12 protein-coding genes and 1 pseudogene are annotated in these 13,309 nt (G+C 64.1%); 10 read left to right on the forward strand and 3 right to left on the reverse strand.

The window, feature by feature from the left end; genetic code table 11:
- Positions 1-6: 6 nt before the first annotated feature.
- Together ADT71_RS26245 and ADT71_RS26250 are read left to right on the forward strand one after the other, a co-directional pair.
- Complete coding sequence (locus ADT71_RS26245; RefSeq protein ID WP_347812925.1) at positions 7-474, forward strand: GNAT family N-acetyltransferase; 468 nt, start codon at positions 7-9, stop codon at positions 472-474.
- 79 nt (positions 475-553) lie between these two features.
- Positions 554-1,938: pseudogene (locus ADT71_RS26250) on the forward strand (M28 family peptidase).
- 89 nt (positions 1,939-2,027) lie between these two features.
- On the opposite strand, the gene ADT71_RS26255 reads toward ADT71_RS26250, so the two are convergent.
- From ADT71_RS26255 to ADT71_RS26265, 3 genes are all read right to left on the reverse strand, one after another.
- Positions 2,028-2,861, reverse strand: a complete 834-nt coding sequence (locus ADT71_RS26255) for a CoA ester lyase (protein WP_197283125.1) — start codon at positions 2,859-2,861, stop codon at positions 2,028-2,030.
- 366 nt (positions 2,862-3,227) lie between these two features.
- Complete coding sequence (locus tag ADT71_RS26260) at positions 3,228-4,157, reverse strand: SDR family NAD(P)-dependent oxidoreductase (RefSeq protein ID WP_054441672.1); 930 nt, start codon at positions 4,155-4,157, stop codon at positions 3,228-3,230.
- 28 nt (positions 4,158-4,185) lie between these two features.
- The gene (locus ADT71_RS26265) at positions 4,186-4,857 is read right to left on the reverse strand and encodes a TetR/AcrR family transcriptional regulator (protein ID WP_054441746.1); all 672 of its coding nucleotides are present in this window, start codon (positions 4,855-4,857) and stop codon (positions 4,186-4,188) included.
- A gap of 135 nt (positions 4,858-4,992) precedes the next feature.
- On the opposite strand from ADT71_RS26265, the gene ADT71_RS26270 reads away from it, so the two are divergent.
- From ADT71_RS26270 to ADT71_RS26305, 8 genes are all read left to right on the forward strand, one after another.
- Positions 4,993-6,342 carry a hypothetical protein gene (locus ADT71_RS26270; protein ID WP_054441674.1) on the forward strand — a complete coding sequence of 450 codons (1,350 nt, stop codon included), beginning with the start codon at positions 4,993-4,995 and terminating at the stop codon, positions 6,340-6,342.
- Entirely contained in the window at positions 6,339-7,760 is a 1,422-nt protein-coding gene (locus tag ADT71_RS26275; RefSeq protein ID WP_054441676.1) for an acyl-CoA reductase, read from the forward strand. The genes ADT71_RS26270 and ADT71_RS26275 overlap by 4 nt, the downstream gene beginning before the upstream one ends.
- Positions 7,761-7,864: 104 nt before the next feature.
- A complete protein-coding gene (locus tag ADT71_RS26280; protein ID WP_054441680.1) occupies positions 7,865-8,719 on the forward strand; it encodes a phosphatase PAP2 family protein in 855 nt (284 codons plus the stop codon).
- A 105-nt stretch (positions 8,720-8,824) separates the two neighbouring features.
- Entirely contained in the window at positions 8,825-9,055 is a 231-nt protein-coding gene (locus tag ADT71_RS26285) for a biotin/lipoyl-containing protein (protein WP_054441681.1), read from the forward strand.
- Between the two features lie 78 nt (positions 9,056-9,133).
- The gene (locus ADT71_RS26290; RefSeq protein ID WP_054441683.1) at positions 9,134-9,676 is read left to right on the forward strand and encodes a peroxiredoxin; all 543 of its coding nucleotides are present in this window, start codon (positions 9,134-9,136) and stop codon (positions 9,674-9,676) included.
- A 148-nt stretch (positions 9,677-9,824) separates the two neighbouring features.
- A protein-coding gene (prfB, locus tag ADT71_RS26295) for a peptide chain release factor 2 (protein ID WP_156336829.1) occupies positions 9,825-10,951 on the forward strand; the annotation gives its coding sequence in 2 pieces (ribosomal slippage) (positions 9,825-10,452 and positions 10,452-10,951; 1,128 coding nt in all).
- 71 nt (positions 10,952-11,022) lie between these two features.
- Complete coding sequence (locus ADT71_RS26300; RefSeq protein ID WP_054441685.1) at positions 11,023-11,799, forward strand: class I SAM-dependent methyltransferase; 777 nt, start codon at positions 11,023-11,025, stop codon at positions 11,797-11,799.
- Between the two features lie 64 nt (positions 11,800-11,863).
- Positions 11,864-13,270 carry a nitronate monooxygenase family protein gene (locus ADT71_RS26305; protein ID WP_054441687.1) on the forward strand — a complete coding sequence of 469 codons (1,407 nt, stop codon included), beginning with the start codon at positions 11,864-11,866 and terminating at the stop codon, positions 13,268-13,270.
- Positions 13,271-13,309: the final 39 nt, after the last annotated feature.

Raw genomic sequence — 13,309 nt, forward strand, 5'->3', positions numbered from 1 at the left:
AGGGACATGAGCGCAATGCACATCCGGCAGGACGATCCCACGGCGGCCCATGTCGCTCCTTTGCTGGAGCATCATCTTCGCGAATTGCAGGAGGTCATGGCCGAACATGCCTTCGCACTCGATGCGAGCGGCCTCTCGGTGCCGAGCGTGACCTTCTGGACGGCGTGGAACGGAGAGATGCTGGCCGGTTTCGGCGCGCTCAAGGAACTGGATGCGCGCCGGGGCGAGGTGAAGTCGATGCGTGCGGCGCCCTCCGCGCGCGGCACCGGCGTGGGGCGGGCCCTGCTCGCCCATATCGTCGAGCAGGCGCGGGCAAGGGGGTACAATTGCCTGTACCTCGAAACCGGCACGGCGCCGCTACATGTCCCGGCGATTTCGCTCTACCGGAGCGCCGGCTTTATCTCGTGCGAGGCATTTGCCGACTATGAGCCGAGCCCGCACAACCAGTTCATGCGGCTTGATCTGGTGCCCTGATCGAAACCCGGCTGGCCCCCCGGTCCGGGATCCAGATGGACCGGTTGGCAGGAGCGACGGGGCGCGTTAGGCATCTGTCATGCAACGCAGATTCTCCCCAGCGGCGCTTCTCGCCGCCTCCTCGCTCCTTGCCGCCGCTTCGCTCCCGGTTCCCGCTCTGGCCACGCCTGCCGAAGGCTCGGGCGTTGCCTGGGAAATCGTCGAGGGGCTGACCACCGAGATTGGTGCGCGGCTCGCCGGCTCGCCCGAAGAGGGGCAGGCCCGCCTCTGGGCAGAGGCCAAGCTCAACGCGCTGGGTTTCCAGAACGTCAAGATCGAGCCGTTCAAGACCCTCGTCTGGACGCGCGGAGAGGAACGCGCGAAGCTGACCGCACCTTATGCGCATGCGCTGGCGATCACGCCCTTGGCCTTTCGGCCCCCACGCCGGCCAAGGGCCTTCAGGCCGAACTCGTCTACTTCCCCACGCTCGATGCCCTGCGCGCGGCGCCGGACGGATCGCTCAAGGGCAAGATCGCCTTCGTGGACCACGCCATGCGCGCGGCGCAGGACGGCTCGGGCTATGGCCCTTACGGGGATGTACGCCGCCGGGGGCCGTCGATCGCTTCCCAGAAGGGGGCTTCGGCCATTGTCATCCGCTCGGCCGGTACCGACAGCCACCGCAATCCGCACACCGGCGTTACCGTATTTGCCAAGGACGTGGCCGCGATTCCGGCCGGCGCGGTCTCCAACCCCGATGCCGACCTGATCGCCCGCATCGCCAAGCGCGGCAAGCAGATGAAGATCGACCTGACGATGCTCGGCAAGCCGTTTCCCGATGCGCCTTCGGGCAATGTGATCGCCGACCTGCCGGGGCGCGACCCTTCGCTTCCGAAGATCGTGCTCGCCTGCCATCTCGATTCGTGGGACCTGGCGACGGGCGCGATCGACGATGCATCGGGTTGCGGCATCGTCACCGCAGCCGCGCTTGCCGCGCAGAAGGACGGCAAGACCCTGCGCACGATCCGCGTGCTCTGGGCGGGTAACGAGGAAATGGGCGTCACCGGCGGTGGCAGCAAGGCCTATGCCGAGATGCATGGCAATGAACCCCATGCCGTGGCGATGGAGAGCGACTTCGGTGCCGACAAGGTGTGGCAGTTCCGCCTGACCCTGGCCGAAAGCAACAAGGCCGTGGCCGAGAAGATCAAGGCCGCGCTCTGGCCGATGGGCATCGTCCAACACGACGGCGCGGCCACCGGCGGAGCGGACGTCTCGGCCATCATCGCCAGGCAGGAACTGGCGGTGGTCGATCTTGGGCAGGACGGGATGCACTATTTCGACCTGCATCACACGCCCGACGACACGCTCGACAAAGTCGATCCGGCAGCACTTCAGCAGAACGTCGATGCCTGGACGGCGGTGCTCAAGGTGATCGCCAATGAGCCGGGCGAGATCGCCCGAGTGCCCGGATCGAAGGGCGAAGGCTGACGGCGAGGGAAGGGGGCTATTGCCCCCTTCCTGTCGGCGGCGCCGCGATCGCGCCGGGAGACGGATGGCTTCGTCTTGCCGAGGTTGTACTACTTCATCGCCTGAATGAGGCCGGCAACTTCCACCAGCCGCCGCGCCTGTTCCAGGTGCAGCAGCTCTGTCATCTTGCCGTCCACCCGGATCGCGCCCTTGCCTTGGTTTTCCGGGAGGGCGAACGCCGCGATCACGGCCTGCGCCCATGCGAGATCGGTCTCGCTTGGGGAGAAGACGGTGTTGCAGGGCTCGATCTGGGCGGGGTGGATCAGGCTCTTGCCGTCGAAACCGAACATCAGCCCCTGGCGCGTTTCGGCCTCGAACAGGTCAATGTCGCGAAATTCGTTGCATACGCCGTCGAGGATCGCGATCCCCTCGGCGCGTGCAGCGGCAACCGCCATCGACAGGAAGGGCAGGAACGGCGTGCGGCACGGCGTGAGCTGCGCGCGCATCTCCTTGGCAAGGTCGTTGGTGCCCATGATCCAGAGCGACAGCCGCGTGGTGCGGGCCATGGCGGCGATCCGGGGCAGGTTGCCCACGCTTTCGCAGGTCTCGATCATCGCCCAGAGCTGCATCTGCGGGGCCGCGCCAAGGAGCGCCGCATCGTACCGGGCGATGTCCTCGGGCGAATTGACCTTGGGGACGAGCACGGCCGCGGCCTGCGATCCGGCGATTGCGGCAAGGTCGGCCGCGCCCCATTCGGTATCGATGCCGTTTGCGCGGATCGCGACTTCGCGGTGGCCGAAGCCCCCTTCGGCAACGGCGGCGATGGCGGCGGCGCGGGCCTCCTCCTTCGCTTCGGGCGCCACGGCGTCTTCAAGGTCCAGCACCACCACGTCGCAAGGCAGCGTGCGCGCCTTGGCCAGGGCCTTGGCGTTGGAGGCGGGCAAATAGAGCGCGCTGCGGCGTGGCGATGGGCGGTATCGGAAGCTGAGGCGGTCATCGGTAGGGTTTCCTCGCAGTTGCCGGACGCATTGCGGAGAGGGGCCGGCAGGTCAAGGCTGCCCGGGCGCTGACCACGGGGGCGATTGGCGCGGGGCGGAATTCGCGCCACGGACAAGCGAGAGGTTATTCGGTGATGCAATCGTTTGAAACATGCGCTAACGACTGATTCGTCGTTAACGATCGTTCGCATGAGTGATCGAATTAAGCGTGAGCCGGAACTTTTCGGCTGCTGCTGCGATAGCCCTTTACGGGTCGCATATCGTCCCGCGACCGCTCCGGATACAGGCGCGGCGCGGGACGGTAATTTGCCCTCAGCCGGCCGGTTCCAGGATTTTTTCCAGGATTATTTCGCTTTCCTGCCATAGCTTTGCAGCCGCAACATTATCTTGCGCCTGAGCTGCCGGTTGCTCCTCCGCCAACTCGTGGAAATAGCGTCCGCCTTTGCCGCCTAGGTCCTCGGCAGTGGCCAGCCAGACGATCGTTCGCGCGGGTTGCTCGGGCGCTGCGCATTCGTTAGCGGCCATGTAGCTCTGCATCGCCTCGTCGCCGTGGCTGGCGAAGTTCGAACCGACCCGGCCGGGATGCATGGAAAGCGCGACAATACCCTTGTCGATCAGCCGGCGATCCAGTTCGCGCGTGAACAGCAGGTTGGCTAGCTTGGCCTGGCAGTAGGCGGCACTGGCGTCGAAGGCGGTTTTCATCATCAGATCGTACCAGCGCATCCCCGCGCAGGCGCGGTGCCCGCTCGACGAGACGGCGATCACCCGCACCAGTCCGGGAGGTGCATCCTCGGCCGCGCGTTCGAGCAGCGGCTGGAGTTCGCGCGTGAGCAGGAACGGGGCGAGGTGATTGGCCGCGAACGTGGATTCGAGGCCTTCGGACGTCTCATGCCATCCATCCCGCACGCCGCCCGCATTGTTGACGAGAACATCGACCTTGTCGGTCAACGCGCGAATTTCCCCTGCGACGCGGCGGACCTCGTGCATTTCGGCGAAGTCGCCCCGGAGCATGTCGATGCGGGCGGCTCCCGTTCCGGCAGCGCGGATTTCGGCCTCGGCCTGTTCGCAGCGGCGGGGGTCGCGTCCCGTGCCGATAACGTGCCAGCCCATGCGTGCGAAGGCCTGCGCGGTGGCCTTGCCGATGCCGGAACTGGCGCCCGTGACGACGGCGCATCGCTGGCGGGCATCGGACTTTTCGGCGGGCGGCTTGCTAAGGTCCGGCTGGCCGTCTGATTGCGACATTATCGTTACTCTCCCTTTGAATTCTCTCTCAGCGCGGCTCCGCGCCCCGGAGGAACAGCCGCACTGCGAAGCGTACCCTGCGATCCACATCCTGCGCCGGAAGCTCGTTCCCCGAAATCAGGAAACGTACGGGAGCGCTGACGACCATGCTCATGAAGACATTGGCCGAAAGCATCGCATCCTCAATGGCGAGTCGCCCGGCGAGGGTCTCTTCTTCCAGAAGCTCAGCGAGGAAGCGCACGGTGGGCAGGGCGGCGATCTCGTAATAGGTCTGGAAGATGTCCGGGAAGCGATAGGCTTCGGTATTGATGAGGCGCTGCAGCTTCACGCCTTCCGGCGTTCCGGCCAGCTGAATGCGCAGCAGCGCGATCCGCACGAGCGTTTCTTCAAGCGTATCGGCGCGCGTTGCCTCAATCGCCTCGGGGCTCGCCGCGCGGCATTCCGTTCCGCGGCGGATTGCGGCGCGGAACAGTGCGGCCTTGTCCGGGTAGCGAGCGTAGACGGTCCGCTTGGTCATGCTCACTTCGGCGGCGATGGCCTCGATGGTGGTGGGCTCGAACCCCTTTTCAAGGAAATTTTCGAAGGCGCAGTCAAGCAGTTGCGCGTGGCGGGCCTGCGCCTGTTCCCGCGTCGGGCGTCCCGCACGAACGGCGACTGGAGCGGAAGTGGCGGCTTCGATCACGTCGGTCTTTTCGGTCATTTCGGCATTGGAACCGATCGGGCTTGCGCTGCCAAGGGGACCGTGAATAATGAAACGCATTAGTTGCCATTAATCGAGTCGCGGGCCGATGTCCATCTGGACCGGGCCGCGAAGAAAAGAACGGGAGAGCACCAGATGGCCGAAGCCGCCGACAAACTCATGGCCCTTGTCGCCGATCCGCAGCGTTTTACCTTCAGCGCCGAAGAACTGCGGGCCACGCAGGTCGCCGCGCTCGATGAGCGTTTCCAGGAGCGCAAGGACCGTATCAGGCTGCTTGGCCTGCGTGCGCGTGACGCCGGGGTGGAGAGGATTGGCTCGGTTGCGGAGGTGGTGCCGCTGCTGTTCCCGCACACCGCCTACAAGTCCTACCCCGAGGGTTATCTGATCGAGGAGCGCTGGGACCGGCTGACCAAGTGGCTCGGCACGATTTCGCCCTATCCGATCGAGGGGCTGGAGCTTGATGGCATCACCGGGATCGACGACTGGATCGCGCGGCTGGCGGCGCTGGGCCATTTCATCTCGTGCTCCAGCGGCACCACCGGCAAGTCCGCCATGCTGATCGCCTCGCAGAAGGACATGGACTGGTCGAAAATCGATACGGTCAACGTCTTTGCTTGGGGTTCCGGCGTGGCGCCTGCGCAGGACCGCCTCATCGTCGGCTGCGCGCCGGTCGCCACGGTGCCCAAGAACGCGACGATAGCGCAAGCCCAGTACGAGGCTTTCGCCAATCCCGAGTATCCGCGCTGGAGCTATCCGGTGCCGCCGATCACCGTGGGGTCGCTGACCTCGATGGTGGTCATGCGCAAGAAGATCGCAGAGGGCACGGCGCGCCCCGAGGAGATTGCCGCCTTCGAGGAGACTTCTGCCGCGCGGGGGAGGGCAGTGGCCGACGCCATTCCGGCTACGGCGCAGTTCATAATCGAGAACCGCCATCGCAAGCTCCAGCTCTCGGGTCTCTGGAGCGGGCTATGGCAAGTGGCCAAGGCGGTGCGCGATGCGGGCTACGGCCGGGACGATTTCGATCCGGACAACTCGATCTACGTCGGTGGCGGGCTGAAGCGGGCACAACTTCCCGATGATTATAAGGAATATGTGTTCGATACTTTCAACATTCCCGAGGATCGTCACTTTCAGAACTATTCCATGCAGGAACTGAACTCCGGCATGCCGAAGTGTCGGGAGGGCGGGCGCTATCATGTGCCGCCGTGGGTGGTTCCGATCCTCCTGGACAAGACCGGTGACAATGCGCTCGATCATGGACAGGGCGAGATGGAGGGCCGCGCGGCATTCTTCGATCTTTCGCTAGACGGGCGCTGGGGCGGCATCATCACCGGGGACCGGATTTCGCTGGACTACAGCCCCTGCAAGTGCGGCAACCACGGCCCTTCGGTCCGGGACAACATCGTTCGTTACGCGGACCTGGAAGGTGACGACAAGATCGGTTGCGCCGGTACGGTCGATGCATATGTGCGAGGTGTGGCATGAACTCTGTTATCCAAACTATTGAAAATGAAGAACTCGTTTCCGCGCCGTTCTTCCTGCGCGGCGAAGTTCTTCACGGCACCGATGTGATCCAGACATCGCGCGACCTTGGCGTTACCTTCGCCACCCCGCGCATACCCTTCGACCGGGCTGTGCCGCCGCGTACCGAGGTGCCGCCCCTGCTCAATGTTCCGCTGGACGAGATCATCGACTTCCTAGTCGAGACCGGCCAGCGGCTTATCGCTACCGACAACGATCACATGCAGGAATGCATCGAGCGGATGTGCCGCACGCATATACTGCCGCGCGCGGTGGTGGAGAATACCGCCCGCCATGCCGCGGCCTATCTCGACAAGAAGGTGCTTCGGGCCGAGGTCGAGCAGAACTTCCCCGATCCGCGCGCACTTGATGAATGGGTACCCAAGGAGGATTTCACCGGCCGCAGAAGCTTCGTGCGCGCCTTCGCGCCGCGCCTGATCCATGTCTTGCCGGGCAATTCGCCCGGCGTGGCGGTAAAGTCGGTGGCGCAAGGCTCGATGGTCAAGGCGATCAACCTGTTCAAGATGAGCAGCGCGGACCCCTTCACCATGGTCGCGATCCTGCGGACCATGGCGGATATCGACCCGAACCATCCGATCGTCCGCTCGATGTCGGCGGTCTACTGGCGCGGGGGTGACGACGCGACCGAGCGCGTGCTCTATCGCCCGCAGTACTTCGACAAGATCGTGGCCTGGGGTGGCGGCGATGCTATAAACAATGTTATCAAATATTTGGGACCAGGATTTCAGCTCGTTTCGTTCGATCCCAAGACGTCGATCTCGTTCGTGGGGCGCGAAGCCCTGGTGGATGATGAAACGGTAGATCGGGTTGCGGATCTCTGCTCGGCGGACGTCATGACCCTCAATCAGGAGGCTTGCGTCGCCAGTCGCTTCCAATTCGTGGAAGGCAGCGAGGCGGACGTTGACCGTTTCTGCGAGCGTCTGCACCATCACGTCGCCCGGCGCGCCGCCGAAAGCGGCGATGTCCGCCCGCTGGACCGCGACATGCGTGAGGCGGTGGAGATGATGATCCTGATGGAGGACGAATACGGCGTCTGGGGCAGGACCGACGGCAAGGGGCTGGTGATCCGCTCGGATGAGCCGGTGGATTTCCATCCGATCAACAAGACCGCCAATGTCGTGCGGGTAGACAGTCTCGACGAGGCGGTGAAGTGGATCAACGTCGCCACGCAGACCGTGGGGTTCTACCCCTTCGACCGGATGGCGGACTACCGCGACCGGCTGGCGGCGGGCGGCGCGCAGCGCGTCGTCCATCTGGGCGAGGCGGGGCCTTCGACGATCGGCAACCCGCACGATGCGATGTATCCTCTCCACCGCTTCGTGCACTGGATGGCGCACGAGGATGGAAAGGCGCCGGGCTAAGGGGAATTGCCCGGGCGATACCGGCACGATGCCTGATGGCCTGCCGGTACGATCCTGTTACTCAAGCTGGAAAAGCGTGAATAACAGAAAAAGGGAGTTCGGCGATGAAGGGTGCAAGGCTGGCAACGCGTATCTGCGGGGTGATCGCAATCGCGGCTGGGGCTGCCGGGGTAGCCATGGGTCAGGCGCAAGTCGCGGCGCCTGCCCAGAGTTCGGTTTCCCCGTCCGATGCCAACAAGGTGGCGATGGCGGAGATAATGCGCCACGGCAGCTACTTTCCGCGAGGCGGCGCGCCGAACAGCCTGCTCTATAACCCGGCGCCCCCGGCACCCGGCTCCGCAGCCATGGCGCGGGACGAAGAGGCGGCGAAGGCGGCCCTCGCCCTGCATGGCACGCCGCGCTGGGAACAGGCCAAGATCGATGCCGATCTCTTTACGCCGAAACTCACCGATACGTTTTCCTGCGCTGCCGGTTTCCGCATCGGCGCGGACACCACCCTGCGGGTTCAGGCCCTGCTGTTCAAGGCCATGATGGACTTCGGCCTCGCCAGCTATCCCACCAAGAATCATTATAAGCGGGCGCGTCCGTTCATGGAAAACGGCAAGGCGATCTGCACGCCCGATCAGGAGGGGATCCTGCGCAAGGATGGCTCCTACCCCTCGGGGCACAGCGCCATCGGGTTCGGCATGGGGCTGATCCTTGCCGATCTGGTGCCTGATCGCGCCGGAGAACTGGTCGCGCGGGGGCGTGCCTTCGGGGAGAGCCGCCGGATCTGCAATGTTCATTGGCTGAGCGATGTCGAGGAAGGAAGGATCGTTGCGACCACTGTCTTCGCCCGTTTGAATGCCGAACCGGCTTTCACCGCCGATATCGCTGCTGCGCGGGCAGAACTGGCTGAAAAGCGCGCCTCGTTGCCCGTACCGGACTGCGCGCGAGAAAACGCGGCGCTGGCGATGTAATCGTACCGGCGAAACCTGCACGCGCCCAGGCTCTCGGCCCTATGCCGGTGCACGGGCGCGCGATAGGCAATGGTCAAAGACATTCGCAAAGGATCGAGAAAGACCATGGCCGTTGAAATCCTGCTCCCCAAGATCGGTTTCTCCATGCAGGAAGGGCAGATCGCAGAATGGCTCGCCCAGGACGGGGACGCGGTTTCCGAAGGTCAGCCGCTTTTCTCGCTCGAAGCGGACAAGTCGACCAACGAGGTGGAAGCGCCGGCTTCGGGCACGCTCAAGATCGTGGCCGCCATCGGTGAAACCTACGAGGTGGGAACCGTACTCGGCTACATCGAGTAAGCTGGGGTAATTCCAACCGATAATGGCAACGGGGAAGGGGGCTGGACAGGCCCTCTTTCCAGGTCCAGATTGCGCCGCATGCGCAAGACTCTTCCCGCCGTCGCCGCCGCTCTGGCTCTCGCTTTTTCTGCCGGTGCCGCCGATGCGGCGCTGCCGGTCGGCGCCAAGGCGCCCGCTTTTTCGACGCAGGGCGCGAAGGGCGGCAAGGCCATGTCGTTCGATCTCAAGGCGGCGCTGAAAAAGGGGCCGGTCGTCCTCTATTTTTACCCCAAGGCCTTCACACAGGGTTGCACGCTGGAGGCGCATGCTTTCGCCGATGCAACGGATGATTTCGCCAAGCTCGGTGCCACCGTGGTGGGCATGTCGAACGACGATCTGCCCACGCTCCAGAAATTCTCGACCGAAGCCTGCCGCGACAAGTTCGCGGTTGCCGTTGCCACGCCGGCGGTGATCAAGGCCTACGACGTTGCGTTGAAGCGCGAAGGCGCGCCGGCCGGCATGACCGATCGTACCAGCTATGTGATCGCGCGGGACGGAAGGATCGTCATGGTCCATTCCGACCTCGACTATCGCGACCACGTGAAGCTCACGCTGGAAGCGGTCAGGAAGCTGAAGGGCTGAGAGAGCCTTTCACGGCTCTTGAACAGCACCCCCATCAGCGGGTAATAGCGCCGCTTTCGCACGGCTTGCCTGACGATGGGCATCGCGCGCGCTTTACTTACGTCGCCACTGCGCTATGCGCGGCGCTCGTTTCTGGGAGTTTGAAGTCATGCGTGCCGAAGGGCAGGCCCACATTGCGCGTATCGAGAAGGCCCTCGCGCTGGTCCGCAAGTTCCTCGACTGGGACCGCGCCCTGCGCCGGTTCGACGAGCTGAACGCGCGCGTCGAAGACCCCACGCTCTGGGACAAGCCCAAGGAAGCCGAAGCGGTGATGAAGGAACGTCGCCGTCTCGAAGCCTCGATCGGCGCCGTGAACGACATCAGCCGCGAGATGCAGGACGCTGTCGAGTTCGTGGAACTGGGCGAGATGGAAGGCGACGAGGATACCATCAACGAGGGTATCGCGACGCTGGCTGCGCTGGCTGATCGTGCCGACCAAGACAAGGTCACCGCGCTCCTCTCGGGTGAGGCGGACAGTAACGACACTTATCTCGAAGTTCACGCCGGGGCCGGCGGAACCGAAAGCCAGGATTGGGCCGAGATGCTCCAGCGCATGTACACGCGCTGGGCGGAGCGTCATGGCTACAAGGTCGAACTGGTCGATTATCACGCCGGTGAAGCCGCGGGTATCAAGAGCTGCACGCTGCTCATCAAGGGCGAGAACGCCTATGGCTATGCCAAGACCGAGAGCGGCGTCCACCGCCTGGTCCGCATCAGCCCTTACGACAGCTCGGCGCGCGCCACACGAGCTTCTCGTCGGTATGGGTCTACCCGGTGATCGACGATACTTTCGAGATCGACATCAACCCGTCCGACCTGAAGATCGATACCTATCGCGCTTCGGGTGCCGGCGGGCAGCACGTCAACACCACCGATTCGGCGGTGCGCATCACGCACCAGCCATCGGGCATCGTGGTGGCGAGCCAGATCGACCGTTCGCAGCACAAGAACCGTGAAATCGCGATGGGCATGCTCAAGGCACGCCTGTTCGAGGAAGAAATGCGCAAGCGCGAGGAAGCCGCCAGCGCCGAACACGCGAGCAAGAGCGATATCGGCTGGGGCCACCAGATCCGTTCCTATGTGCTTCAACCCTATCAGCAGGTGAAGGACCTGCGCACCGGTGTCGTCTCGACCGCGCCCGGCGACGTGCTGGACGGCGCGCTCGATCCGTTCATGGCCGCTGCCCTGTCGCAGCGCGTCACGGGCGAGAAGGTCGAGGTCGAAGACGTAGACTGAGTTCGAAGCGCGTTCGGACCGCAGCTTGGCAGCCGATTTTGCCAAGCGCGGGCGAACCGCTAAAGGGCCGCATGCGCTTGTCATCCCGCCTTGTCTGTCGCGCCGCCATCGCGGTCTCGACGCTCGCTCTCGGGCTTGCCCTGGGGGCTTGCCATCGCGAGCCGGTGGACGAATCGCGCCCTGAAACCGCGCGGGCCTTTCCGGTGGCGGATCGCCCGATTTCCAAGACGCCAGACGGCGCCGTCGGCACCGAAGTCCAGCGTGACAGCATGAACGAGGCGCAGGTCGTCATGGACCTCGCCCGGATAGAGCCGGGCATGAGCGTGGCCGATCTCGGCGCAGGCGAGGGATATTACACGGTTCGTCTGGCCCAGCGCGTCGGCTCCAAGGGGCGCGTGCTGGCCGAGGATATCGACCGTGAAGCGAACGAGCGGCTGGGCAACCGCGTCATGCGTGAAGAGCTGGAGAACGTCTCCATCAAGCTCGGCACGCAGGATGATCCCAAGCTGCCCGAAAACAGTTTCGACCGTGTCTTCCTGGTACATATGTACCACGAGGTCACGGAGCCTTACGCCTTCCTCTGGCGCCTGCGCCCCGCGCTGCGCAAGGGAGGCCGCGTGGTCGTGGTCGATGTCGACCGCGCGAGCGACAGCCACGGAATTCCACCGCAGCTGCTTTTCTGCGAATTCGCGTCCTTGGGCTTTCGTTTGACGGAATTTGTCCGTAAGCCGGAGTTACAAGGCTACTACGCGCAGTTCGAGGTCGCAGGAGCGCGGCCGGAACCCGCAAACATCGTACCTTCCGGATGTCCGGCAACACCACGGCGCAAAAGTAGTGAGCGTCAGTAGCACAGGGCGTATATAAGGCCGCTGAACCAGCGTGCCCGACGCCGGGGGAAAGACGAAAGAGAAGATGGGTTTCAAGGGTCTCAAGCCGATTGTCTATGGTGGACGCGAAGTCTGGCCGCTCGTCGAGGGCGGCAAGGGCGTTGCCGCGACCAATCACATGAGCTCGGGCGCCTGGGCGGCGGCTGGCGGCATCGGCACGGTCAGCGCCGTCAATGCCGACAGCTATGACGCCGAAGGCAAGATCGTCCCGCAGGTCTACAATGCCCTGACGCGCAAGGAACGCCATCAGGAGCTGATCGACTACGCCATCGACGGCGCAGTCGAGCAGGTTCGCCGTGCCTACGAGATTTCCGGCGGCAAGGGTGCAATCAACATCAATGTCCTGTGGGAAATGGGCGGCGCCCAGGCCGTGCTGGAAGGCGTGCTGGAAAAGACCAAGGGAATGGTCACCGGCGTCACCTGCGGCGCGGGCATGCCTTACAAGCTGTCCGAGATCGCAGCGCGTTTCAACGTGAACTACCTGCCGATCGTCAGCTCCGCCCGTGCTTTCCGCGCGCTGTGGAAGCGTGCCTATCACAAGGTCTCTGACCTGATGGGCGCGGTGGTCTACGAGGACCCCTGGCTGGCCGGCGGTCACAACGGCCTGTCCAACGCGGAGGATCCTCTCAAGCCGGAAGATCCCTATCCCCGCGTGAAGGCGCTGCGCGATACCATGCGTGCAGAAGGCATTCCGGACAGCGTGCCGATCGTCATGGCCGGCGGTGTCTGGTTCTTGCGTGACTGGGAAAACTGGATCGACAATCCTGAACTCGGCTCGATCGCGTTCCAGTACGGCACGCGCCCGCTGTTGACGCAGGAAAGCCCGATCCCGCAGGCGTGGAAGGACCATCTGCGCACGCTGGAACCGGGCGACGTGCTGCTGCACCGCTTCTCGCCGACCGGGTTCTATTCCTCGGCCGTGCGCAACCCGTTCCTGCGGAACCTCGAAGCGCGTTCGGAACGCCAGATTCCCTATTCGAAGGTCGAGGCCGGAGAGCACACGGTGCGTCTCGACGTCGGCGTGAAGGGCAAGAACTTCTGGGTCGCGCCCAAGGATCTCGACCGTGCGCGCAGCTGGTCGGCCCAGGGCTTCACGGACGGCCTGCGGACGCCTGACGATACGATCATCTTCGTCAATCCGGCCGAGCGTGACGAGATCCGCAAGGATCAGGCGGACTGCATGGGCTGCCTGTCGCACTGCGGGTTCTCTTCGTGGAAGGATCACGACGACTATACCACGGGTCGCCTTGCCGATCCGCGCAGCTTCTGCATCCAGAAGACGCTTCAGGACATTGCCCATGGCGGCCCGGTCGACGAAAACCTGATGTTTGCGGGCCATGCTGCCTACAAGTTCAAGCAGGATCCGTTCTATTCGAACGGCTACACGCCGACCGTGAAGGAACTGGTCGACCGCATTCTGACCGGCGACTGATCGAAACCGGTAACGGAAAAAAGGAAAAGGGCGGCTTTG

This window comes from Novosphingobium sp. ST904, from assembly GCF_001298105.1.
Lineage (GTDB): Bacteria > Pseudomonadota > Alphaproteobacteria > Sphingomonadales > Sphingomonadaceae > Novosphingobium.